This window comes from Phyllobacterium sp. 22229, assembly GCF_052056495.1.
Lineage (GTDB): Bacteria > Pseudomonadota > Alphaproteobacteria > Rhizobiales > Rhizobiaceae > Phyllobacterium > Phyllobacterium myrsinacearum.
The window spans coordinates 1-25,266 of the sequence record NZ_JBQEPA010000011.1 but is presented as its reverse complement, the minus strand read 5'-3'; the positions used below and the strand labels follow the sequence as shown (position 1 = coordinate 25,266).

Here is a 25,266-nt window from a genome sequence, read left to right as displayed (position 1 = left end):
TCCCCGGGATTGCAGCGGCAAATCCGGGGATTTGATGATTTTCTGCAGCTGCTTCCCGGTCAGCGCGCCCGTTGGCCGAACAGGATTTTCTGCGCTTCCTTGTCGTCGGCAAGATTACGGCGCGCTTCCTTGCCCAGATCCCTGCCCCTTTGAACAGCCGGTCGTGCAGCTACGGTCTCGAACCAGCGCTTGAGATTGGGAAAATCATTGAGATCCTGCCCCTGATTGGCGTAGGAGACAACCCAGCCGAATGACGCCATATCGGCGATGGAATAGTCACCGGCAAGATAGTCCCGGCCTTCCAGACGCCGGTTCATCACACCATAAAGACGGTTGACCTCGTTGGTGTAGCGGTTGATGCCGTATTCGATCTTTTCAGGCGCATATTGCCGGAAATGATGTGCCTGCCCCGCCATCGGCCCGAGGCCGCCGACCTGCCAGAACAGCCACTCTTCCACGGCGACACGCTTGCGCTCGTCCTGCGGATAGAACTTGCCGAACTTGCGGCCGAGATATTGCAGGATGGCACCGGATTCAAACACGGAGATCGGCTCGCCCCCGGGCCCTTCCGGGTCGATGATCGCGGGCATGCGATTGTTGGGCGCGATCTTGAGGAATGACGGCTCGAATTGCTCGCCCTTGCCGATATTGACCAGCTTGAGATCGTAGGGAACCCCAAGCTCCTCCAGCATGATGGAAATTTTCCAGCCGTTGGGTGTCGGCCAATAATAGAGTTCAATCGGCTTGGTCTGCGTCGTCATATCGATCTCCCGGGAGCAAAGTCTATCCGGTCAAACATAGGTGCCCGATGCCCGATCGCAATAGCCGGAACCCGATTTTCGCGGACTTTGACGGGAGCTCTGAAACGAATTGAAATTTCAGGCTTTTTGCCATCTCCCAACTGACATCCGTTTTCACTATATTAAGGGCATGAACAATCGAATCGGAACAAAGAAACCCGTCGCCATCAGCATGCCGCCCCATGTTGAACCCGAGGAATTTACCGACGCGAAAGCCGCCGTACAGGCGCTGATCGCCCTTTACGAGCGGAACACGCAGTTTTTGCGCGATGGCTTCGACAGGGTCGCCAAGGGCGAAGTGGAGAACAACACCCATTTTCGCGCCTTCTATCCGGAAGTGCGCCTGTCCACATCAAGCTATGCGCAGATCGACTCCCGCCTTGCCTTCGGCCACGTCTCTGCGCCCGGCCAGTACTCTGCCAACATCACCCGGCCTGACCTTTTTGAAAACTATCTGGAAGAACAGATCAGGCTGCTAATCCGCAATCATGGCGGCCCGGTGACCGTACAGGAATCGACCACGCCGATCCCCATTCACTTTGCCTTCCTCGAAGGCACCTATGTGGAATCCTCGGTTGCCGATGCGTTCCAGCGCCCGCTGCGCGATCTCTTCGATGTCCCCGATCTCAACGCGACGGACGATCGGATCGTCAATGGCGAATATGAGACCGACGATCTTGACGGGATCATGCCGCTGTCGCCGTTCACGGCGCAGCGCGTGGACTATTCCCTGCATCGCCTGTCGCACTACACCGCGACCCGCCCGGTGCATTTCCAGAACTATGTCCTCTTCACCAACTATCAGTTCTACATCGATGAGTTCTGTGCCCTGGCGCGGCGGCTGATGGCCGAGGGCGGCGGCGGCTACGAGCGGTTCATCGAACCGGGCAACCTGATCACCGAAGCCGGTGACGATGCACCGACGTCGGGCGTACCGATTGGACGGCTGCCGCAAATGCCTGCCTATCATCTGGCGAAGAAAGACAATGCCGGCATCACCATGGTCAATATCGGCGTCGGCCCGTCCAACGCCAAGACCATCACGGACCACATCGCCGTTCTACGGCCGCATGCATGGCTGATGCTCGGCCATTGCGCCGGGCTGCGCAACACGCAGGCGCTCGGCGACTATGTGCTGGCCCATGCCTATGTGCGTGAGGATCACGTGCTTGACGACGACCTGCCGGTCTGGGTACCGATCCCGGCGCTGGCTGAAGTGCAGGTGGCGCTCGAACAGGCGGTCGCTGAAGTCACCGGACTTGAGGGCTACGACCTGAAGCGCATCATGCGCACGGGTACGGTTGCCACCATCGACAACCGCAACTGGGAACTGCGCGACCAGCGCGGACCGGTGAAGCGGCTGTCGCAATCGCGCGCCATTGCACTCGACATGGAATCGGCAACCATTGCCGCCAACGGCTTCCGCTTCCGCGTGCCCTATGGAACGCTGCTGTGCGTCTCCGACAAACCGCTGCATGGCGAATTGAAGCTGCCGGGCATGGCAACGGAGTTCTACAAGCGTCAGGTGGCCCAGCATTTGCAGATCGGTATTCGCGCCCTGGAGAAGCTGGCGGAAATGCCGCCCGAAAAACTGCACTCGCGCAAGTTGCGCAGCTTCTTCGAGATGGCCTTTCAGTAGTAGAGACGAGCTTTTCTCGGCGGATGGCCTGATGATTTGGCAATTGTTGCTTGGAAGTACGGACAGAATGTCGTATTCTTCTGGAGTGGAGGTGGACTTTCGCCCACCTCCTTTTTCTAGGATATGAAATGAACCCGGAGGATCAGTGACCAGCTGCTCCGGGTTTTTTTCATTTCCAGCGTGATGCTCAGCGGCAGATACCACATCGCGTCACCTCCAGTTTTGAGAGCAAGGCCATTGCCATGGTCGGGTGGCCCATCCTCCCGATGCACCGGCTGGCTCGGTGCATGCTGCTTCACTCTCAAATGCCTGCGTGACGGGCACCTTTGCAAATTCCACGAAAACAGCAACGAATGCAGGGTTGAGCGCTGAGAAGCTCTGCATTTCACGGTTGTTGTAGCAGGCTGTTTTGAGGTGATAGGCGGATCATCGACGGAAAATCGGCTTGGAATTTGGGCCAGGATACCGTATTCTTCTGGAGTGGAGATGGGCTTTCGCCCACCTCCTTTTTCTAGATAGTGAATTGAACCCGGATGACCAGCGTCCAGCTAGTCCGGGTTCTTTTCACTTCCAGTGTGATGCTCAGCGGCAGATACCACATCGCGTCACCTCCAGTTTTGAGAGCAAGGCCATTGCTATGGTCGGGTGGCCCATCCTCCCGATGCACCGGCTGGCTCGGTGCATGCTGCTTCACTCTCAAATACCTGCGTGACAGGCACCTTTGCAAATTCCACGAGAACAGCAACGAATGCAGGGTTGAGCGCTGAGAAGCTCTGCATTTCATGGTTGTTTCAGCAGGCTGTTTTGAGGTGATAGGCGGATCATCGACGGAAAATCGGCTTGGAATTTGGGCCAGAATACCGTATTCTTCTGGAGTGGAGATGGGCTTTCACCCACCTCCGTTTTCTAGATAATGAATCGAACCCGGAGGGTCAGTGTCCAACTGCTCCGGGTTCTTTTCATTTCCAGAGTGATAACAAGCGGTCTATACCACATTGCTTCACCTCCAGTTTTGAGAGCAAGGCCATTGCCATGGTCGAGAGGCCCATCTTCTCGATGCACCGGCTGGCTCGGTGCATGCTGCTTCACTCTCAAACTCAGGATCACTCAATCCGCAACTTCGCAAATCCCGCACAAACAGCAACGAATGCAGGGTTGAAGTTTGAAGGCGGTGTGCATGTGAGAGTTGCGGTGATGGTCCGTCACGGAAGGAGCGGAGAATGCGATCCGGCATTCGGCATCTTGATTGCGTCGCAATTGACCGTTTAATGCGTGACCATGACCACAACGACAAAATCATCCTGGATAAAGCTCGCGGCCGTGCTTGTACCGGTCCTGCTGTCGGTGCCGCTGGTGCTTGGATTTTTCGGTGCCGTGCATCCGGTTTTCGATGCCTTTGCGCACTTCCGCATGCACCTCGCCGCGCTCATGATCCTCACGGCACTGCCAGCCCTTTTCATGGGGTTGTGGCGGGAAGGTCTGATGACCATCATTCTGGCGGTCATGGCCCTGTCGACCGTGCTGGCCCCTGCTCCCGCACCCGCGTCAGCGGGAACGCCGCCAGCCGCGGCGCCATCCAGCCAGCCGCAATACACGCTGCTGCAGTTGAATCTTCGTTTCGACAATGCCGACCAGACGCAGGCTATCCGTCTGATTGCGCAGCAGAGCCCCGACGTCATCACCCTGCAGGAGGTTTCGGACAGCTGGCGGGCGAAGCTTGCGGCGATCGAAGCGCGGTATCCCTACAATCTCTACTGCCCCAGCAGCAAACGCATCGGCGGCGTGGCGATCCTCTCCCGCCGCCCCTTTGCGCTGGGCACGACGCCGCAATGCATCGGCAACGCCCTTGCCGGCCTCGCACGGATTGATTTCGGCGGACGCACGGCACTGGTTGCCGCCCTGCACCTGGACTGGCCTTGGCCATTTGCGCAACCCGACAATGTCGAGGAAATGCGGCCCTATTTCGAACGGCTGCAGGGACCAATGATTGTTGCCGGTGATTTCAATGCGGCACCGTGGAGCCAAACCGTTCGCCAGATCGCCGTGGCCAGCAAAACCATGCCGGCGGATGGCTTGCGCCCGAGCTGGCTGATCAACGGCACGCTGGCGAAGGCGGCCAGATGGGTCGGCCTGCCGCTTGATCATATTCTCGTATCAAGCCGCATATCGGGCACGAGCGTCGAAACGCTCGGGCCGGCCGGCTCGGATCACCTGCCGCTGCTTCTGCGGTTCGCAATCGATGCGGCAGCTGATGACGGCCCGGATTTGCAGACTGTGATGCTTGGCCGCGATGCCACGGAGCCTCTGCTGCAGGGCCAGTAAAAAGCCCGGATCAACCGGGCTCTTCATCACATGCTGGTATAGACCGGCCCCTCACCGCCCTGCGGCGGCACCCAGTTGATATTCTGGTTCGGGTCCTTGATATCGCAGGTCTTGCAGTGAACGCAGTTCTGCGCGTTGATCACGAATTTCGGGCCGGTGCTTTCCTCGACCCATTCATAAACACCCGCCGGGCAATAGCGCGTCGATGGCCCGGCAAAGACATCGTGTTCCGATGACTTCTGCAGCGCCGGATCCTTGACGATGAGGTGGACCGGTTCGTTTTCCTCGTGGTTGGTGTTGGACAGGAACACCGAGGACAGCCGGTCGAAGGTCAAGACGCCATCGGGCTTGGGATAGGCGATCGGCTTGTGCCTGGCTGCCGGTTCCAGCGATGCCGCGTCGGACTTGCCGTGCTTCCACGTGCCAAAGGGTGACCAGCCGCCGAAAATCGTGTTCAGCCACATATCGATGCCGCCAAGCACCACGCCGCCGACAGTGCCGAGTTTCGACCACATCGGCTTGACGTTGCGTACGCGCTTCAGGTCCTTGCCGATTTCGCTGGTGCGCCAGGCGTTTTCGTAGGAGATCAGCTCGTCATTGGCCCGTCCCGCCGCCAGTGCCTCGGCCGCATGTTCGGCCGCCAGCATGCCCGAGAGCATGGCATTGTGCGATCCCTTGATGCGCGGCACATTGACGAAACCAGCCGAGCAACCGATCAGCACGCCGCCGGGGAAGGACAGTTTCGGCACCGACTGCCAGCCGCCTTCTGTGATCGCCCGTGCGCCATAGCCAAGGCGCTTGCCGCCCTCGAACGTGCCGCGGATGGCCGGATGCGTCTTGAAGCGCTGGAATTCCTCGAACGGCGACAGATAGGGATTCTTGTAGTTGAGGTGCATGACGAAGCCGACAGCCACCGTATTGTCCTCAAGGTGATAGAGGAACGAACCGCCGCCCGTCTTCAGGTCAAGCGGCCAGCCGAAGGAATGTTGCACGAGGCCCAGCTTGTGCTTGGCCGGATCGATCTGCCAGAGCTCCTTCAGGCCGATGCCGAACTTGGCCGGTTCCTTGCCTTCGTCGAGCTTGAACTTGCTGATGAGCTGCTTGGCGAGCGAGCCGCGCGCGCCTTCGGCAATCAGCGTGTATTTGCCGAGCAGCGACATGCCGCGCGTATAGGCCGGGCCGTGCGAACCGTCCTTTTCGATGCCCATGTCACCGGTGGCCACGCCGATGACCGCGCCGCTATCGTCATAGAGAACTTCGGAACCGGCAAATCCGGGATAAATCTCGACGCCCAGCTCTTCGGCCTTGGTGCCGAGCCAGCGGCAGACATTGCCGAGCGAAACAATGAAATTGCCGTGATTGTTCATCAGCGGCGGCATGGCAAAATTCGGCAGCCGGACGGAGCCCGCCGGTCCCAGAACCAGAAAATGATCCGCTGTCACGGGTGTCTTGAAGGGGTGCCCCTCCTCGTCCCGCCAGCCCGGCAGCAGCTTGTCAACGCCGATGGGATCAACGACCGCGCCGGAGAGAATGTGGGCTCCGACCTCGCCACCCTTTTCCAGCACGACGACCGACAGTTCAGGATTGATCTGCTTGAGCCTGATCGCCGCAGACAGGCCCGATGGGCCGCCGCCGACAATCACGACATCAAACTCCATGCTCTCCCGCTCTGGAAGTTCGTGTGTCTCGCTCATGAAGTCCTCCTGAATGCTATGCCCCGCAAACACTTCGCCTGTGTTTTTCCCATTTGTAACGCAACAATAGCCGTATGACAGAGGCTAGCATCCATTCAAGATGCGGCCAATTGCCCTCATCCTACGACCATTTCCACAATTTATAAGTTACCTTGACGTAAACGTCAATATTTCGGCCGCCTATACGACGGAATTTCCAAGGCTCGGGAACAGGATAACGGCTGTGACAGCAAGGGCGGGCAAGAGGCATTTGCCTGCAGATGGACCCAGTTGCGCCTTTACACATTTCGTTCATACTCGCGTCAATTGAAATGTCTCGCATAAAAAACTGCTGGTGGATCGGGGATAACCAACAAGCGGAGACGGGATGAGATCACTTTGGATGATCTGGACAATGGGCAGCGTTCTGGCTGTCACCATGATTTTCACCCATTCTGCGGCGCAAGAGCAGAAAAAATGGACCGTTGGGCCCTATAGTTTTTCCGATGAAATGGGCGGGTTCAGCATCCGTTCGGTCACCGGCACCGGCACGACCGAAGATCCGATCGTCATCACCGAAGAGCTGAATGATATCGTTCCGGTCACGCTCGTCATTCGCAACGCCAGCGTGGGCCAGCCAGGATTCGCGCCCAAGGGTTTTGGCCTGCTGTTCCATCTGCAGATCCGGGCCGTCAACGGCAGCGGCCGTCCGTGGCAGGAGTTTTTCTTCGAATTGCAGTCATTGCTTGGGGAGCCGAGTGACTATAGTGACGGGCTTTCCTTCTGCCAGCCCTGCGACCTGACCGGGATGATTCACTCCAATCTGTTTGCCGCCTACGACGATGATTTCGAGCCCTATGACCGCATGCTGTTTCATGATGGCAAGGTAGACCCGAAGGCAAATGTGACGATGGATTTCCCCATTGGCGATTTTACCCCCAAGCGCATATTTTATCTGGTGCAGGAGCCGCGCATTCCCTCCACCTGACCTTGCAATCACGCGCGCAATTTGCGACTTGAAGGGAAGGCCCGCTCCAATCCGGGTTCAAGGATCAGCCATTGCCCGACCTGCGTGAACTCTTGCACTTTTATGCCGAAGCCGGTGCCGACACACCGCTCGAAGACGTGCCGGTCGATCGCTTTGCCGCGGTGGAGCCCGCCCGCCAGCCTGTTCAGCCGCCGCCTGCTGCAACGCGCCAAGCCGCACCGCAGGCCGAGCGGCCACGGCCGGAGCCGCAACCGGTGGCAGCGCCGGCTTTGAACAAGACCTCCGTTCCCGACGACACCAAGATTGCGCTGGCGCGCCAGCTCGCCTCGAGCGCCACGACGCTTGAACAGTTGCGCGAGCAACTCGCATCCTTCGACGGCTGCAATCTGAAATTCACCGCCAAGAACCTGGTGTTTGCCGACGGCAATCCGCACGCCCCCATCATGTTCGTCGGCGAGGCGCCCGGACGCGAGGAGGATCTGGAAGGCGTGCCATTCATTGGCCGTTCCGGACAATTGCTCGACCGCATGCTCGCCGCCATCGGCCTTGACCGCACCGGCGTCTACATCGCCAATACCATTCCCTGGCGCCCGCCGGGCAACCGTACGCCGACGCCGCTGGAAACCGAGATTTGCCGCCCCTTCTTCGAACGGCAGATCGAACTTGCCGCCCCCAGACTGCTGGTTGCCCTCGGCGGGCCTGCCGCCAAGGCGTTGACCCATGCGCCGGAAGGCATTTTGCGGCTGCGCGGCAACTGGAAGACCCATCGGACCGCAGCGGGCATCGACATCCCCGTCATGCCGACGCTGCATCCGGCCTATCTCCTGCGCAATTCGGCCCAGAAACGCTTTGCCTGGCGTGATTTCATTGCCGCCAAAATGCAGTTGCGCGCCCTCACGCAATAATCCATATGCCATGCCGCAAAACTGGAATGACAGTGTCGTAATTTCCGGCTCTGAAGCCCGGTGAAACCTGTACTTTCCGGTGCAGAAACGCAGGGTACCCACATGTTTCGCCAGCTCTTGCCGATCACGGCACTGTTGACCAGCACCTTTCTGATGCTGACCGCCGGAGGTTTGGCAGGCATTCTGCTGCCGTTGCGCGCCGGGATGGAAGGCTGGTCGCCGACCACGGTCGGCTGGCTTGGCACGGGCTATGCCCTCGCCTTCACCGGCGGCTGCATTGTCGTTCCGCGGCTGGTGCGCCGCGTCGGCCATGTCCGCGTTTTTGCCGTTCTTTTGACCCTGCTCAGCATGTCGATGCTTCTGCATGGGCTCATCATCGATCCCTGGGCCTGGACCCTGTTCCGGGCGCTTGCCGGTTTCTCGCTGGCCGGCAGCTACATGGTGATTGAAAGCTGGCTGAACGAGCGCGTGACCAACGCCACGCGCGGCATGGTGTTTTCAATCTACATGATCGTGTCGATGATCGGCCTGCTGGTCGGGCAATACATCCTGCCGTTCGGCAATCCGGCGACACAGGCGCTGTTCATGATCGGGGCGCTGATCTATGCGGCGGCCCTCGTGCCAACCGGGCTATCCAATGCCCAGTCGCCGCGGCCGCTGACCGAGGTTTCGCTCGACCTGCCCGGCCTCTACCGCAAATCGCCCGCGGCGATGATCGGCTCGCTGATTGCCGGCATCATAGCGGGCGCGTGGAATTTCCTGTCAGCGATCTATGGCCGCGAAATCGGCCTGTCGACCTTCGATATCGCCACGATGGTTGCCAGCGCCATGATCGGCGGCGCCATCTTCCAGTATCCCATCGGGCGCATCTCCGACTTTGTCGACCGGCGCTATGTGATGGTGGTGGCCGGTATGGTCGGTGTGCTTTTGTCCGTGACCATGATCATCGTGCAGCCTGTTACCCCCTGGGTCATCTATTCCCTGATGTTCGCCTTCGGCACGGTGCTGTTTCCGATCTATTCGCTCAACGTCGCCCATGCCAATGATTTTGCCGAGCCGAGCGAATTCGTCAAAGTCTCGAGCGGGCTGTTGATCGTCTATGGCATCGGCAGCATGATCGGCCCGCAGATTGCCGGACGGCTGATGGATGTCACTGGCCCCGCCGGGTTCTTCATGACCATGGCGGGCTGCTATGCGGCCTATGGTTCCTACGCCTTCTGGCGCAGCCTGCGCCGGGCCCGGCAGGTGCCATCCGAGCGGCCGGATTTCGTCTACCGCGCGCCGGACAGGCCGCAGACGCCGGAAACCCTTCAGCTCAACCCGGCCATCAGCACGGCCAAGGACGACTAGGTCAGCCCTGCGGCGTCGAGGCCTTGCGCGCCCTCGCCCGGGCAAGCCCGAGCTGGCGCTCGCGATAGATGATGAAGATGCCGGCGCTGATGACGATGACCGCACCCGTCATCATTTCGCTGGACGGAATATCGCCGAACAGCATGTAGCCGATGACCAGGCCGAGCAGCATCGACGTATATTCAAACGGCGCGATGGTCGACATGTCGGCATGCCGGTAGCTCTCGGTCAAAAGGATTTGCGCCACGCCGCCGGCAATCCCGGCCATGACCAGGAATGTCGCCTGCACCGGCGTGGGCCAGACCCAGCCGAAAGGCAGACTGACCAGAGCGATCACGCTTGAGGCAATCGAGAAATAAACGACGATGGTCGGGGTGCGTTCGGTCTGGACCAGACGCCGCACCAGCAGCATGGCAATGGCCGCGAGCCCCGCCCCGCAGAGGGTAGCCAGCGCACCAACGGCCTCTTCGCCGCCGAATTCGCTTTCGCCGGTGAAGAAGGTCATGCGCGGCCAGAGAATGATCAGCACGCCGATGAGCCCGACAAACACCGCGCTCCAGCGGTAGAGCCGCACCGTCTCGCGCAGGAAGACCGCGCTGCACAATACGGTCAGCAGAGGCGTGGCATAGCTGAGGGCAATCGCTTCCGGCAGCGGCAGCTTGGTAAGGCCGTAGAAACTGGCGCTCATGGCGCTGACGCCGACAAAACCGCGCCAGAAATGGCTGAAGGGTTCATTGGTCTTGAACGCGACGTTCAGCTGGCCCTGCCACGCGATGAAGACGATGACCGGAAAGATGGCGAAGAAGGAGCGGAAGAACACCAGCTGTCCCGCGGGGATGCCGTCCGACGCCTTGAGCAGGCTGGACATGCAGACGAAGACGCAGACCGAAGCGACCTTGAGGCCAATTCCGAGCATGACATTGGTGCTGCGCACCTTATCCGTGAGGGGTGGTCCACCGTCTTTCTGGTGAACGATAGTTGTCACGACTGGTATTCCTTGAGGGAGCGAACGGAGAGAAACAGAATTGATATATCTGTATAGGTTACTTTGAAGAATCCTTCCAGATACCAATGCGATCACGTTGCATGTTTCAAGCACATACGGAAGTGAACAAAAGCAACAGCATACGCGGAAAAAACCGGCCGCTTTGTTGTGTGGCGGGACAAACACGGCTACGGTCCGGCACCACAAAAAGGACAGTTTCCCAATGCGTACCGATACCGGCCAGATCTTTCATCTTGAAGATTACAAGCCAACCGATTTTCTTATTCCTGAAACCCATCTCGAATTCTCGCTCCATGCGGAGCGCACCATCGTCAGGTCGACACTGCATATCGAACGCCGGCCGGGTGTTGCCGCCGATGCACCGCTTGTCCTTGACGGTGACGAACTCACACTCCTCGACATCAGCATCGATGGCGTTGCATTGGGCGACAATGCTTACGTCGCAACGCCGGATCGCCTTGAAATCAGTGCCCTGCCCGAGAGCGGCACGTTCAAACTGCAGATCACCACGCAGGTCAATCCGACAACCAACCGCCAGTTGACCGGCCTCTACCGCTCCAGCGGCGTCTACTGCACCCAGTGCGAGGCGGAGGGTTTCCGCCGCATCACCTATTACTATGACCGTCCCGACCTTCTGTCGGTCTATACGGTGCGCGTCGAAGCCGATGCCGGGGAAGCGCCGCTGCTTCTGGCCAACGGCAATCCGGGCGAAAAGGGCGCCCTTCCCGATGGAAGGCACTTTGCCGTCTGGCACGATCCCCATCCCAAGCCTGCCTACCTCTTTGCACTTGTGGCGGGCGACCTCGGCGTCATCACCGACCGTTTCACCACCGCCTCTGGCCGTCCTGTCGATCTTGGCATCTATGTGGAGCACGGCAAGGAACCGCGCGCGCTCTATGCCATGGATGCGCTCAAGCGCTCGATGAAGTGGGACGAGGAGGTGTTCGGCCGCGAATATGATCTCGAGGTGTTCAACATCGTCGCCGTGTCCGACTTCAACATGGGCGCGATGGAAAACAAGGGGCTCAACGTCTTCAACGACAAATATGTGCTCGCCGACCACGAAACCGCGACCGACATCGACTATGCCGGCATCGAAGCGGTGATCGCCCATGAATATTTTCACAACTGGACGGGCAACCGCATCACCTGCCGTGACTGGTTCCAGCTGTGCCTGAAGGAAGGCCTGACGGTTTACCGCGACCACGAATTTTCCGCCGACATGCGCTCGCGCGCCGTCAAGCGCATCGCCGAGGTCAAGGGCCTCAAGGCCCACCAGTTCCCGGAAGATGCCGGGCCCCTCGCCCATCCCGTGCGCCCGCGCCAGTTCCGCGAGATCAACAATTTCTACACGGCAACCGTCTATGAAAAGGGCTCGGAAGTCGTGCGCATGATCCGCACCATCCTTGGCGCCGAACTCTTCCGCAAGGGGATGGACCTCTATTTCGAGCGTCATGACGGCGACGCGGCGACAATCGAGGACTTCATCAAGGTGTTCGAGGATGCCTCCGGCGAGGATCTGAGCCAGTTTGCCCTGTGGTATGATCAGGCGGGCACACCCAACCTTGCCGTCACCTATGATTACGACCAGGCGACGCAGACCTTTGAAATCGAGATCGAACAATCGCTGAAAGCCACCCCCGGACAGTCGTCGAAGAAGCCCATGCACATCCCCGTGCAGTTTGCCCTGCTGGGCGCCAAGGGGCGCGAGCTGAAGCCGAAATCGGTCAAGGGCGGCACGGTCAAGGGCGATGTCATCCACCTGTTCAAGCGCAAGGAGCGGTTGAGCTTTTCCGGCATCACCGAACGGCCAGTGCCGTCGCTCTTGCGCGGCTTCTCCGCTCCGGTCACCATGACCAGCGAACTCACCCGCTCCGATCTGACCTTCCTTGCCCGGCACGACGGCGATGCCGTCAACCGCTGGCAGGCGCTGACCCAGCTGCTCACGGCCAAACTGACCAGCAATGCCAAGCGCGTGCGCGGCGGCAAATCCGCCACCATCGAAAGCTCGTCGATCAAGCTTCTCGGCGAAATCGCCTTCAACGGCACTCTCGACGAGGCCTTCCGGGCGCTGTGCCTCGGCCTGCCATCGGAAAGCGATATCGCCCGGGAACTTGGCAGCAATATCGATCCCGATGCGATCCTCGGCAGCCGCGAGGCATTCATTCGCGCCGTTGCCGAAATCCATGCTGCCAAATTCGATCAGCTGTATGACGATCTTGACCACAGCGGCCCGTTCCGGCCCGATGCGGCCAGCGCCGGCCGGCGTTCGCTGCGTAACGTGCTGCTCGACTATCTCAGCACTGCCGACGGCAGCCCGAAACGCGCGGCGGCCCAGTTCAACCATGCGGACAATATGACCGACCGCGTTGCGGCACTGGCGGTGCTCGTGCAGCGGTTCGGCGACAGCAGCCAGACAAAGAGTGCGCTCAAGGCGTTCGAGGACCGCTTCGGCAATGATGCCCTCGTCATGGACAAATGGTTCATCGTCCAGGCGACCCAGCCGGGCGAAGGCGCCCTGGCCCGCGTCCGCCATCTGATGACCCACAAACTGTTCTCGCTCGACAATCCCAACCGCACGCGCGGCCTCATCGGCGCCTTCTCCAGCGGCAACCAGACCGGGTTCAACCGTGCCGATGGCGAGGGCTACAGGTTCTTCGCCGAGACGATCCTGACCGTCGACAAGAAGAACCCCCAGCTCGCGGCGCGGCTCCTGACCGCCATGCGGTCCTGGCGGTCGTTCGAGGCGGTGCGGCGCGAGCATGCGCGTGAGGCCCTGGCCTCCATTGCCGTGGTCAAGGACCTCTCCGCCGACGTCAGCGACATCGTTCAAAGGACGCTTGCCTGAGCCGGCTTCGCGCCGGTTTTACCTCAAGATTCGGCTGCCTCTTCCCCGTTTTGATGCCCCGGCCGGTTATCCACCGGCCGGGGCATCGTTTTACCCCTCGCCGGCCTTTTCCGGACTTGGAGTCTTTTCAAAGGCTTAGTCGAACCGGCTGCAAAACTGATTCATGCCTGCCACAATGATTGCTAAATATTTAACAAAAGGACTGGACACACCGAATCAGTTTTGATTCACTACAGGTGCTTCGGATGTGCGGCGTGGCGAAGCAAATCACTGATTATAAAGGCAATTGAGGGGGCCATTCGATGGCAAATGCGGACGCGTATCGCGCGCCGACGGGGAAGGATTATGCCGGAAAGCGGGAGACTGCGCGGGGGCGCACCCGTCTTTCCGGTCATATCAAACTTCTCGCTGACCCTGCCTACGGCAAGCTGCTGGCGGCCGAGCCTTACCTGCGCCGTGCCATTCCGCCGCTGATCATTGTTTTCCTCATCATCCTTGCAACAGCCCGTGCGATGTCGCTCCTGTCCTGGCGCGACGATACGGAGCGGACAGCCCGCGCCACGCTGGCGCTGGCCGCGAGCCACATGGCGAGCATCATCGACAACCGCATGAAGGCCGGCCAGAAACTCGACAGCGGCGAGCTGCAGAACATCATCGCCGAAATGCGCTCCAACGACCTCATCCCGCATGGCATGTGGATCGCCATTGCCTCGGGTGAATCGAAGATCGTCGCCTCGTCGGATGGCGGCGACCGCTGGCGCGACAAGAACCTCGAAAGCTTCGTCACCGACGGCCAGCCGCTGTTCCTCTTCGGCGAGCGCGCCGGGGTGATGGAAGTGCGCATGAACGGCACGAAGGGTCTTGCCGCCTTTAGCCGGACCGGCAGCGGCGGCTATTCCGTCTTCGTCATGCATCCGGTCGATGCAATCTTTGCCGAATGGCGGCGGATGATATCCGTCAATGTCACGCTCTTCGCCGGAACCGCCGCGATCATGCTGGTGGTCCTCTATGCCTATTTCAGCCAGTCGGCCCGGGCGCAGGATGCCGATGCGCTCTACCAGCACACCCAGGCGCGGGTGGATACGGCGCTTGCGCGCGGGCGCTGCGGGCTGTGGGATTGGGACATGGCGCGCGGCCGGGTCTACTGGTCGCGGTCCATGTATGAAATGCTTGGCTATGAAGCCTATGACGCGATCCTGTCGCTCGGCGATATCTCGTCCATCATCCACGAGGACGACGACAAGCTTTACAGCCTGGCCGCCCAGGTGGCGGCGGGTGAGATCAGCCAGATCGACCGGGTGTTCCGCATGCGCCACGCCGAGGGCCACTGGGTCTGGATGCGGGTGCGCGCGCAGGTTGCCGATGCCACTGTCGGCGATACGCATCTCGTCGGCGTTGCCGTCGATGTCAGCGAACAGCACCGCTTTGCCCAGCAGACCGCACAGGCCGACCAGCGCATCCGCGAGGCCATCGAGAGCATTTCCGAAACCTTCGTTCTCTGGGATGCGGACAATCGCCTGGTCATGTCCAACAGCAAGTTTAACGAATATTCCGGCCTCGCCAATGAATGCCTGCTTCCCGGCATCGGCCGGGATGAACTGGAGCCGCGCATCCGTGCGGTTGCGTTTGAAAAGCGCATGGCCAACGAGCATGGCCGTGCCGGCGCCCTGACCTTCGAACGGCAGCTGGCGGACGGCCGCTGGCTGCAGGTCAATGAACGGCGCACGCAGGATGGCGGGCTTGTTTCCGTGGGCACGGACATTACCCAATTGAAGGTGCACGAGGAGCGGCTGGTGGACAGCGAGCGGCGCCTGATGGCGACCATTCACGACCTCAGCCTTGCGCGCAAATCCGAAATCGAGCGCACGCTCGAACTCACCGAACTCAACAGCAAATATGCGGTGGAGAAGGAACGCGCCGAGGCCGCCAACCGGGCGAAATCCGAATTCCTCGCCAACATGTCGCACGAGCTGCGCACGCCGCTCAACGCCATCATCGGCTTCTCCGAAATCATGCATTCCGGCACGTTCGGGCCGCTCGGTTCCGACCGCTACGAGGAGTATGTGCATGATATCCACACCAGCGGCAATTACCTGCTCAACGTGATCAATGACATTCTCGACATGTCGAAGATCGAAGCCGGTCACTTCTCGCTCGACCGTGAAGAGATCGACCTTTGCCCGCTGATCAACGAGACGGTGCGCGTCGTCTCGCTGCAGGCGCTCAACAAGGACGTGAAGGTCGAGACGAAGATCGCCGACAGCGTTACGCTCAATGCCGACCGGCGGGCGATCAAGCAGATCCTGATCAACCTTCTGTCAAATGCGGTAAAGTTCACCGATACGGGCGGACGCATCTCGGTGCGGGCGCGCAAAGTGTCGGGCGCGCTGGTGTTCACCATCGAGGATACGGGCTGCGGCATCCCGAAATCGGCGCTGAAGAAGATCGGCCAGCCGTTCGAACAGGTGGAAAACCAGTTCACCAAGACGCATACGGGTTCGGGCCTCGGGCTTGCCATTTCCCGCTCGCTGACCGAGCTGCATGGCGGCGCGCTGAAAATCCGTTCGACCGAGGGCGTCGGCACCATCGTCTCCGTGCGCATCCCCACCCGGACCATCGGCCCGGTGCGGGAGGAATGGCCGGTTTAGAACGCTCTACGGGATCAATGCGTTTCCATCTTGATGCGTGATTTGACGGGCTTGCCCGAGCGCAGCGGAATTTCCGCATGCGTGCCATCGGGAAAATCAGCCACAATCTTGAATGTCCCTCCAAGGCCCAGCACGTACTTCTCGAGCGTCTTCAGCTGCACATTTTCCGTATGGTTTTCGATCCGGGAGATTTCGCCCTGTTGCAGGCCGCTTGCTTCCGCGAGAGCAACCTGTGTCACATCGAGCGCCTTGCGAACTTCGGCAAGGTGCATGGCTTCGATGATGACGTTCGCCCCGGCGTGAATCCTGTCCTGACGCGCCTCCGGCAAGGACTTGATCCGGTCCGTTGCGGACTGAAATTCCGATTTCCTGAATTTTGTCATTGCCTCATTCCTCGGCTTCCAGCCACTCATCAAAGCGCTTGTCCGCTTCCTTGATGAGAAGCTTGTAAAATCTCTTCTGGCTCACACCTTCCTTGTTGCCGCCAATCAGGATCACCGCCTGCCGTTCGGCATCGAAGGCAAAAGCGAAGCGCCACGCGCCTTTGATCGAGAAGCGGATTTCCTTCATGTTCGGGTGTTTCGAACCATAAAGCGTATCGACCAGCGGCCGTCCCAAGTGCGGTCCTACCTTCGCAAGAGCGATGAGCACTTCATCCAGCTTGTCTGCGACATCCGGATCGAGCAATTTTTGCTCTTTGGAAAAATCCGGATGTTCAAGAACTGTCCAACTCATGACTGAATATAGGCCGCAGCTTATATCAGTTCAAGCAGATATCTTCCAGTTAGTTTTTCTTTTGTGCCTCACGCAGCACTGCATTGAATGTCTTGCGGACCGATTTGGCCGTGTCTTCCAGATGGGTTTCCACCCGCCCGAGGTCGGGAAGATCGCAGGCGCGGCAGAGCAAATCGCCAAGGCCGGGCGGAAAATCCTCGCGCCGCGTGTCGCTGTTCAGGCAAAGCCGGATGATCTGCGTCAGTTCCGTATAGAGATTGGCCGCCCCCACCAGCTGATCCGTCACGTCGGGCGCGGCGAAACCCGCCTTGAGTTTCGTCAGCACCTCCGCCGTCGAATGAGCAATGATCGGGCCCTCGACATTGCCGGTAAGCACGGCGAACTGGGCGATGAATTCGAGGTCGATGATGCCGCCGGGGATCAGCTTCATGTCCCAGGCATCGCGCGGCGGCTTCTCGGTTTCCAGCAGCGCCCGCATTTCGGCCACGTCCTTGGCGATCTTGGCCGGATCGCGCGGCAGCGCGAGAATGGCGCTGATATCCGTCTCGATCTCGCCGAACAGCGCGGTATCGCCCGCCACCGGCCGCGCCCGGGTCAGCGCCATGTGTTCCCAGGTCCAGGCTTCGGTACGCTGATACTTACGGAAGGAATCGATGTGCGTTGCCACAGGCCCCTTGTTGCCGGAGGGGCGCAGGCGGAAATCCACCTCATAGAGAACGCCCTCCGCCGTCGGGGCGGACAGCGCTGCAATCAGGCGCTGGGTCAGCCGCATATAATATTGCGACGGTGCCAGCTGCTTTTCGCCATCGGATTCCTCGGCATCCGCATCATGGTCGTAGAGCAGGATGAGATCGATATCGGACCCCGCCGTCAGCTCGCGGCTGCCAAGCTTGCCCATGCCCAGAATGGCGATGCGCCCGCCCGACACCACGCCGTGCTTGCTGGCAAATTCGTCAATCACCGCCTGCAGGGCCCGGTCGATGACCAGATCAGCGAGATCGGAAAAAGCCTTGCCGGCCCGAATACCGTCAATGGCGCCGGTCAGAAGCCGGATGCCGATGAGAAAGCGGTGCTCGGCTGCAAAAATCCGCAGGCGATCGAGAATATCCTCATAGACCTGGGCTGGCCCGAGAAAGTTTTCCAGCCGGTCGGCCAGATAGGCGCGGGTCGGGATATCGGCGAAGATGGCCGGGTCGAGCATGCCATCGAAGACATGCGGTTTGCGTGTGATGATGTCGGCAAGGCGCGGCGCCGCACCCATGATCAGGACAAGCAGGTCAAGCAGCCGCGGGTTGGACTGCAAAAGGCTGAACAGCTGGATGCCCGCGGGCAGGCCCTTGATCATCTCGTCGAAGCGCATCAGCGCTTCATCGGCCCGGCTCGTCGCGCCGAAGGCCTTGAGCAGCACCGGCGTGAGTTCAGTCAGGCGTTCGCGCGATTCCGCCGATTGGGTGGCGCGGTAGCGGCCGAAATGCCAGGTGCGGATGACGCGGCAGATATCGCTCGGGCGCTCGAAGCCGAATTTTGTCAGGGTTTCCAGCGTGTCGGGATCGTCGACATCGCCGGTGAACACCAGATTGCCGGCCTCGCCCGCCAGCTCCTGCGCCTGTTCGAACAGCGCTGCATAGTGTGTCTCGACGGTTTTCAGCGACTGGCGGAAATCGGCGGCAAAGGTCTCGCCGTCACGATAGCCCATCATGTGAGCCACCCGCAGGAAATTCTCGTCATCCTCGGGAAGCATGTGGGTCTGCTCATCGGCGATCATCTGGATGCGGTGCTCCACATCGCGCAGAAACCCGTATTTCTCCACCAGCGTGTCGCGTGCTTCCGCGCTGATCCAGCCAAGGCCGTTCAGCGCCGCCAGCATGTCCACCGTGCGCGAGCCGCGCAGCTGCGGAAAACGGCCACCGGCAATCAGCTGCTGGGTCTGCACGAAAAATTCGATTTCGCGGATGCCACCCCGGCCAAGCTTGACATTGTGCCCGCGCACGGCAATTTCGCCGTGGCCCTTATGGGCATGGATTTGCCGCTTGATCGAATGCACGTCGGCAATGGCCGCATAGTCGAGATATTTGCGCCAGACATAGGGCGCAAGCTCCGCCAGCACCTGCTTGCCCGCCGCGATATCACCGGCGACGGGCCGCGCCTTGATCATGGCCGCGCGTTCCCAGTTCTGGCCGCGCCCCTCGTAATAGTTGAGCGCTGCGCCGACGGGAATTGCCAGCGGGGTTGACCCCGGATCCGGGCGCAGGCGCAGATCCGTGCGGAAGACATAGCCGTCGGCGGTGCGGTCCTGCAGGATGCGTACCAGACGCCGCGTCAGCCGCGAAAACGTTTCGACGCATTCATAGGGATCGGGAATGGCCGGGCTGTGCTCGTCAATGAAGACGATCAGGTCGATATCGGAGGAATAGTTCAGTTCGAACGCGCCGAATTTGCCCATGGCGAGGATGATCCAGCCGCACTGCTTTTCCGGATGGCCGGGGTCAGGGAGTTTCAGCTTGCCGGACTCATGCGCATCGCGCAGCAGGAACCGCACCGCCGCCCGCACGCTTTCCTCCGCCAGCCGCGACAGCCAGCGGGTTGTTTCTGCCGTATCGAATACGCCGGAAAGATCGCCCAGCGCAATCAGCACATGGCCTTCCAGCTTCAGCTGGCGCAGGACAGCCATAATGCCGGTTTCGGTGACATTCTCCGCTTCCGAGCTTGCCGCCACGCTCTGCATGAGCGCCTCAAGACGCTGTGCCAGCGGCATGGCGAACAGCGGTTCCAGGATGGCAGGGCGGCGGATGAAGACCGTGCGCAGATAGGGCGAAAGGTCAAGGACAGCCGCGAGGAAGACCGCCGCCTGTGCATGGCCCTTCACACCGGCGGTGGCAGGGCATTCCTTGTCGGCTGCGCTGCCGGCAAGTTCGGCCAGAAAGGCGGCAGCCGCCTTCTTGTCCAGCGGTGTCAGCGGGCGCAGATCGCGGGCGAAAAACGCTGCATCATCAAGGCCGGATGCCCTGGTCCTGACATTCATTTGGTCTCCTCCCCCACCGGGAAAGCGAGCACAGCGCGCAGCCCCGGAGCATTGTCCTGCAATTCCAGAGTACCACCGTGCAATTTCATCACCGCCTTGGCAAGACTGAGACCCAGTCCTGACCCCGGTTGCGAACGGCTTTCCTCAAGGCGCACAAAACGCTCCGTGGCCCGATCCACCTGATCGGGCGGGATGCCCGGGCCATTGTCCGCGACAATCACCCGGATGGTGTGGTCCTGCTTTTCCACAGCGAGGGATATTTCCACCGGCTTTTCACCGCCGCCGGCATATTTGATGGCATTGTCGACGAGATTGGAGATGGTCTGCCCGACCAATTCGCGGTTGATGCGGACCGGCGTTGCATCCTCCGCACCCAGCGCGAAGCGGATGCCCGCGTCTTCAGCCGTCGGCTCGTACAGCTCGTAGACGTCCTGCACAACAGTCGAGAGCGGCAACAGCTCCATCGTTTCGGAGGAATAACCGGATTCCAGCCGCGAGATCATCAAAATGGCATTGAAGGTGCGGATCAGCTGGTCTGAATCGGCAATCATCCCGTCCAGCGCAGCCCGATAGGCCTTGGTGGTCGTGGCATTGGCAAGGGCCGATTCCGCCCGGTTGTGCATGCGGGTCAGCGGTGTCTTGAGGTCATGCGCAATATTGTCGGAGACGTGGCGCACCCCCTCGTTCAATTCCTGAATGCGCGCCAGCATGCCGTTGAGATTGGCGGCCAGACGGTCGAACTCATCACCCGAACCGCTGACGGGCAAGCGTCCGGCGAGATCGCCGCCCATGATGCGCTGCGACGCGGCGGAAACCTCGTCGATCCGGTGCAATGCGCGCCGCCCGACGAAAAACCAGATCAGGAATGCGCCGATGCCCATGATGCCCAGCGCCGCGCCGAGCGAGCGCCGGACCACGAGCCTGATCTTTTCCGGCTCGCCCAGATCGCGGCCGACCATGACACGGATGCCATTGGGCATGACGATCACCCGCGCGATGGCGGTGTGCACCTGCGGATCGCTGCTGGTTTCGCCGTAGCGTTCATAGGCAATCGGCCTCTCGATCCAGCCATCGGTCTGCAGAACGCCCGCTTCGATACTCTGGACATTGCCGGCGACGATGCGTCCGGCGGGATCGGCGACGAGATAGAGATAGGCGCCGGGCTGGCGGCTGCGCCGGTCAACTGAGCGCACAAGACCGGCAATACCCGCACGCTGATAGGACTGGCCGACGCTTTCGACCTCCTCGTTGACGGCGGCCTCAGTCTGGGATGTGAGAAGATTGACGGAAAGACTGGTCATGTAGAAGACCAGAACGATGGCGCAAACGGTAAAGAGCAGCAGATACAGCGCTGACAGCCGGACGGCTGTCATTTTCATCATGGCAAAAAATCGGCTCATGCATCGATTCCGCCAGCCTTGAGCATATAGCCGGCGCCGCGCACCGTGTGCAGCAGGGGCGTGTCGAAACCCTTCTCGATCTTGCCGCGCAGGCGCGAGACATGCACGTCGATCACATTGGTCTGCGGGTCGAAATGATAATCCCAGACATGCTCGAGCAGCATGGTGCGGGTCACCACCTGACCGGAGTGACGCATCAGATATTCCAGCAGCCGGAATTCACGCGGCTGCAGGACAATGGCCTGCCCGGCGCGCTTGGCCGTGTGGGACAGGCGATCGAGTTCCAGATCGCCGACCCGGTACATGGTTTCCGCCTCTTTCGGGCTGGAACGGCGCTGCAGCACTTCGATGCGCGCCAGCAATTCCGAGAATGCGTAGGGTTTGGTGAGATAATCATCGCCGCCGGCGCGCAGGCCGGTCACCCGGTCATCCACCTGGCCCAGCGCGGAAAGAATGAGTGCCGGCGTATCGATGCCCTGGGCGCGCAGGGCCGCGACAACGGACAGACCGTCACGGCGCGGCAGCATGCGGTCAACGATCAGCGCATCATAGCTGCCCTGCTCGGCCAGGGCATAGCCGGTCTCGCCATCCCCCGCCAGATCGGCGGAGTGACCCGCCTCGGCAAAGGCCTTTTCCAGATAACGGGCCGCTTCACGGTCATCTTCAATAACGAGAATCTTCATGGCAATTATACTAAGCCGGTTTTGAGACGGAGGTAAGCACCATAGCAATGGCACCCTTTACGGCAAGCGGGCAGCAGATCTGTCGACAATCTGCTGCCCTTTGCTTTGGCGCTAACGGGGGACAGGTGCAGCGCCGCTGCAATCCCATCCGGACCGGTTAGCCCTGGTTGATGGGCAGAGCGATGAACCGCGACTGGTCATTGGTCTGCACCTGCAGGAGAACTGCCTTGCGGCCGCTCTTCGTCGCTTCGGCAATCGCCGCATCGATGTCGGAGCCGCTCTTGACCGGCTTGTTGTTGACCGAGACGATGATGTCGCCGGTCGTGATGCCCTTGTCGGCGGCATCGCCGGAGCGGTCCACGTCGGTCACCACGACACCCTTGCCATCGTCGGAAGGAACAACCGTCAGGCCGTAATCATCCAGCACCGAAGCCGGGTCCTGATGCTTGCCGCCGCTGTCCTTGTTCGATGCCTGCTTGTCATCGCCGGGCATCGACTTGATGGACACATTGAGCGACTTGGCCTCGCCCTTGCGCCAGACTGTCAGTTCGGCATCCTTGCCCGGATTGATCGCGGCAATCTTCTTGGCCAGATCTCGCGGATCGGAAACCGTGTCGCCATTGACGGCGGTGATCACGTCGCCCGACTGGATACCGGCCTTGGCGGCAGGACCATCGGACTGCGGTTCGGCAACCAGCGCGCCCTTTTCTTCGGAAAGGCCGAGCGATTCGGCAATTTCCTTGCTGACGGGCTGTATCTGCACACCGATCCAGCCGCGCGATACGGTGCCGGTCTTGATCAGCTGGTCCACGACCATCTTGGCCGTCGTCGACGGGATGGCGAAGGCAATGCCGACGCTGCCGCCGGACGGCGAGTAGATTGCGGTGTTGATGCCGACGACTTCACCGTTCAGGTTGAAAGCCGGCCCGCCGGAATTGCCCTTGTTGACCGCCGCATCGATCTGCAGGAAGTCGTCATAGGGACCGGCCCCGATATCGCGGCCGCGGGCCGAGATGATACCGGCCGTCACCGTGCCGCCGAGACCGAACGGATTGCCGACCGCAACGACCCACTGGCCGACACGCATCTTGTTGTCGTCGCCGAAAGACACGTAGGTGAACTTGCGCTTGTCATCGACCTTGAGAACGGCGAGATCGGTGCGCTTGTCCTTGCCGATCAGCTTGGCATCGAGTTCGGTGCCGTCATTGAGAACAACCGTATAGGTGCTGCCATCTTCGACCACGTGGTCGTTGGTGACGAGATAGCCATCCTCCGAAATGAAGAAACCCGACCCTTGAGCGGTGGGGCGCATGCGGTCTGGACGGTTCTGGTGATCGCGCGGACCCTTGCGCTGCTGCATGCCGCGCTGGCCGTTCGGACCGCCGAATTCATAGAAGAAGCGCTTGAGCGGATGATTGTCGGGAAGCTGGTCGAACCCGGGAATGCCCGACCCGTCATCGGCGGTCTGCTGGACCGAACTCTTCACCCGGACGCTGACAACAGCGGGACTCACCTTTTCAACGACATCTGCAAAGCCGGGCTGCTGCGAGCCGTCAACACGCACGGCTTCAGCCTGCGCAGGCACAACGGCAGCGAGCGGGCCAGTCGCCAGCAGTCCCCCGGCGAGCGCCGAAGCGAGCAGCGCGGCAGCAATGCCCTTGCGGTAAGTGGAGGACGTACGATTGTTAGACATAAAACTTTCTCCTTGGACGCCCGATCGGAAATCCGACCGTTTAATAACCAACAGTGATACAGATAAGAACGTTACGCCGCCATTTCCGCAACATGACAAATTTGTAAGATAATTTTCTGGCGCTGCGATTCGTCAGTCACTGGAGGATAGTCCATATGCCATCAATGCCGCCGCTCGGATCTACAATGCGTACGCACCAGCCCTATCCGGGCGTTTATGCATTTTACGATGGCAGGATAGAGGGCGCGCGCGCCTATTCCGCCGATCCAAACTGGCTGGATGACGGGGCCTATACACTCGGCCTGTGTTCCTACGCCATCGTTTCCGGCGAGGAAGCTCTCGTTTATGACACCAGTATTTCAAACCAGCATGCGGCATTGATCCGCAACGCGCTGCAGGAGGCAGGCGTGCGCCATATCCGCGTGGTGCTCAGCCACTGGCATGTGGACCATGTGGCTGGCAATGCCGTTTTCGCCGATTGCGAGATCATCGCCAATGATCTGACGGCCAAGGCGCTCACCGGCAACAGGGAACGGCTGGAGAACGGCACGCCGCCCATCCGGCCGCTGGTGATGCCCAACAGCATTTTTACGGGCGAGCGCGATCTGAATGTCGGCGATATCGCCGTGCAGCTGCGCCACGTGGATATTCACAGCCATGACGGCACGGTGATGATCCTGCCGCATCTGAAGCTGCTGTTTGCGGGCGACACGCTGGAAGAGCCGATCACCTATGTGGCGGAACCGGAGCGGCTGGAAAACCACCTGCTCGATCTGGAACGGATTTCAACCTGGGATATTGAAAAAATCCTACCCAATCACGGCGCGGAGAATGTGATCGTGGCTGGCGGCTATGGACCGGAACTGATTGCCGCCACGGGGCGCTATGTCAGCAAGCTGATGCGCCTGCGCAACGAGCCGGAGCTGGCTGGCGATGATCTGCAGGCGTTTACGGCCGACGATTTCCGCTCGGGCGTGCTCACCTATTACGCGCCCTATGAGCCGGTCCACCGGCAGAATGTGGAATCGGTCATCGGCGCACATCGCAAATAGTGGTTGCGGATCAATCGTTGGAAGCAGCCAGGAGTTTCTTGAGCTGCTTCTTTTCGCTGTCGGACAGCGGCGCCGTTTCCTGAGGGGAACGGCGGCGGCGGCGAATCGAAACCACGATGGCGATTGCACCGGCAATCAGCGCCGCAACGGGAAATCCCCACAGCAGGATCGTGCTCAGCATCAGGCGCGGCTTCAGGAGGACGAACTCACCGTAGCGGGCGACGATGAAATCGAGCACCTGCTCGTCCGTATCCCCCGCCGTCAGCCGTTCACGTACCAGCACGCGCAAATCCCGGGCGAGATCCGCGTTGGAGTCATCGATCGACTGGTTCTGGCACACCATACAGCGCAGCTCGGTGGAAAGCGTGCGCGCCCGTGTCTCCAGTGCCGGGTTGGCCAGCATCTCGTCGGGCGAGACGGCGCGTGCGCCGGTCGCCGCAAAGGTCAGGGCCGTCAGCAACAGCAAAACCGCGGCGAGCGCGCGTCTCATGCCACGGCTCCC

Annotated in this window: 18 protein-coding genes; 8 read left to right on the top strand and 10 right to left on the bottom strand. The window is 60.5% G+C overall.

The genetic code is table 11. The features are described 5' to 3' along the window. Positions 1 to 59 precede the first annotated feature (59 nt). On the bottom strand, positions 60 to 761 hold the full coding sequence (locus ACTJJ7_RS14515; RefSeq protein ID WP_130268992.1) for a glutathione S-transferase N-terminal domain-containing protein: 702 nt from the start codon (positions 759 to 761) through the stop codon (positions 60 to 62). A 169-nt stretch (positions 762 to 930) separates the two neighbouring features. Here ACTJJ7_RS14515 and ACTJJ7_RS14510 point away from each other — a divergent pair, with 169 nt between their 5' ends. Together ACTJJ7_RS14510 and ACTJJ7_RS14505 are read left to right on the top strand one after the other, a co-directional pair. Beyond that, positions 931 to 2,439, top strand: coding sequence for an AMP nucleosidase (locus ACTJJ7_RS14510; protein ID WP_130268991.1), 1,509 nt, complete (start codon positions 931 to 933; stop codon positions 2,437 to 2,439). A 1,278-nt stretch (positions 2,440 to 3,717) separates the two neighbouring features. Further along, entirely contained in the window at positions 3,718 to 4,761 is a 1,044-nt protein-coding gene (locus ACTJJ7_RS14505; protein ID WP_440967668.1) for an endonuclease/exonuclease/phosphatase family protein, read from the top strand. A 26-nt stretch (positions 4,762 to 4,787) separates the two neighbouring features. On the opposite strand, the gene ACTJJ7_RS14500 is transcribed toward ACTJJ7_RS14505, so the two are convergent. Further along, a complete protein-coding gene (locus ACTJJ7_RS14500; RefSeq protein WP_440967666.1) occupies positions 4,788 to 6,455 on the bottom strand; it encodes an electron transfer flavoprotein-ubiquinone oxidoreductase in 1,668 nt (555 codons plus the stop codon). A gap of 367 nt (positions 6,456 to 6,822) precedes the next feature. Between ACTJJ7_RS14500 and ACTJJ7_RS14495 the strand changes: the two genes are divergently transcribed. From ACTJJ7_RS14495 to ACTJJ7_RS14485, 3 genes are all read left to right on the top strand, one after another. Beyond that, on the top strand, positions 6,823 to 7,422 hold the full coding sequence (locus ACTJJ7_RS14495; RefSeq protein WP_440967664.1) for a hypothetical protein: 600 nt from the start codon (positions 6,823 to 6,825) through the stop codon (positions 7,420 to 7,422). 71 nt (positions 7,423 to 7,493) lie between these two features. Beyond that, a complete protein-coding gene (locus ACTJJ7_RS14490; RefSeq protein WP_105736034.1) occupies positions 7,494 to 8,327 on the top strand; it encodes a uracil-DNA glycosylase in 834 nt (277 codons plus the stop codon). 102 nt (positions 8,328 to 8,429) lie between these two features. Then, complete coding sequence (locus ACTJJ7_RS14485; protein ID WP_440967662.1) at positions 8,430 to 9,677, top strand: MFS transporter; 1,248 nt, start codon at positions 8,430 to 8,432, stop codon at positions 9,675 to 9,677. Between the two features lies 1 nt (position 9,678). On the opposite strand, the gene ACTJJ7_RS14480 is transcribed toward ACTJJ7_RS14485, so the two are convergent. Continuing rightward, positions 9,679 to 10,593, bottom strand: coding sequence for a DMT family transporter (locus ACTJJ7_RS14480; RefSeq protein WP_130269468.1), 915 nt, complete (start codon positions 10,591 to 10,593; stop codon positions 9,679 to 9,681). Positions 10,594 to 10,885: 292 nt separating this feature from the next. Here ACTJJ7_RS14480 and pepN point away from each other — a divergent pair, with 292 nt between their 5' ends. Together pepN and ACTJJ7_RS14470 are read left to right on the top strand one after the other, a co-directional pair. Next, entirely contained in the window at positions 10,886 to 13,531 is a 2,646-nt protein-coding gene (pepN, locus tag ACTJJ7_RS14475) for an aminopeptidase N (protein ID WP_440967660.1), read from the top strand. Positions 13,532 to 13,833: 302 nt separating this feature from the next. Next, on the top strand, positions 13,834 to 16,179 hold the full coding sequence (locus ACTJJ7_RS14470; RefSeq protein ID WP_105736040.1) for a PAS domain-containing sensor histidine kinase: 2,346 nt from the start codon (positions 13,834 to 13,836) through the stop codon (positions 16,177 to 16,179). A gap of 14 nt (positions 16,180 to 16,193) precedes the next feature. Here the strand turns inward: ACTJJ7_RS14470 and ACTJJ7_RS14465 are convergent, their stop codons facing one another. The 6 genes from ACTJJ7_RS14465 to ACTJJ7_RS14440 form a co-directional block, all read right to left on the bottom strand. After that, complete coding sequence (locus tag ACTJJ7_RS14465) at positions 16,194 to 16,562, bottom strand: helix-turn-helix domain-containing protein (protein ID WP_130268985.1); 369 nt, start codon at positions 16,560 to 16,562, stop codon at positions 16,194 to 16,196. A gap of 4 nt (positions 16,563 to 16,566) precedes the next feature. Continuing rightward, positions 16,567 to 16,866, bottom strand: coding sequence for a type II toxin-antitoxin system RelE/ParE family toxin (locus ACTJJ7_RS14460; RefSeq protein WP_440967658.1), 300 nt, complete (start codon positions 16,864 to 16,866; stop codon positions 16,567 to 16,569). A 97-nt stretch (positions 16,867 to 16,963) separates the two neighbouring features. Further along, positions 16,964 to 19,936 carry a bifunctional [glutamine synthetase] adenylyltransferase/[glutamine synthetase]-adenylyl-L-tyrosine phosphorylase gene (locus ACTJJ7_RS14455; protein ID WP_440967656.1) on the bottom strand — a complete coding sequence of 991 codons (2,973 nt, stop codon included), beginning with the start codon at positions 19,934 to 19,936 and terminating at the stop codon, positions 16,964 to 16,966. Continuing rightward, a complete protein-coding gene (locus ACTJJ7_RS14450; protein ID WP_440967654.1) occupies positions 19,933 to 21,336 on the bottom strand; it encodes a sensor histidine kinase in 1,404 nt (467 codons plus the stop codon). Before ACTJJ7_RS14450 ends, ACTJJ7_RS14455 begins: the two co-directional genes overlap by 4 nt. Further along, on the bottom strand, positions 21,333 to 22,019 hold the full coding sequence (locus ACTJJ7_RS14445; RefSeq protein ID WP_130268982.1) for a response regulator transcription factor: 687 nt from the start codon (positions 22,017 to 22,019) through the stop codon (positions 21,333 to 21,335). Before ACTJJ7_RS14445 ends, ACTJJ7_RS14450 begins: the two co-directional genes overlap by 4 nt. Before the next feature lie 157 nt (positions 22,020 to 22,176). Next, positions 22,177 to 23,712: a Do family serine endopeptidase gene (locus ACTJJ7_RS14440; RefSeq protein ID WP_105736048.1), complete on the bottom strand. Its 1,536-nt coding sequence runs from the start codon at positions 23,710 to 23,712 to the stop codon at positions 22,177 to 22,179. Positions 23,713 to 23,897: 185 nt separating this feature from the next. Here ACTJJ7_RS14440 and ACTJJ7_RS14435 point away from each other — a divergent pair, with 185 nt between their 5' ends. Continuing rightward, the gene (locus ACTJJ7_RS14435) at positions 23,898 to 24,764 is read left to right on the top strand and encodes an MBL fold metallo-hydrolase (protein WP_245421175.1); all 867 of its coding nucleotides are present in this window, start codon (positions 23,898 to 23,900) and stop codon (positions 24,762 to 24,764) included. Positions 24,765 to 24,774: 10 nt separating this feature from the next. Here ACTJJ7_RS14435 and ACTJJ7_RS14430 read toward each other — a convergent pair whose 3' ends face one another. Continuing rightward, positions 24,775 to 25,254, bottom strand: a complete 480-nt coding sequence (locus tag ACTJJ7_RS14430; protein WP_105736052.1) for a cytochrome c-type biogenesis protein — start codon at positions 25,252 to 25,254, stop codon at positions 24,775 to 24,777. Between the last annotated feature and the right edge of the window lie 12 nt (positions 25,255 to 25,266).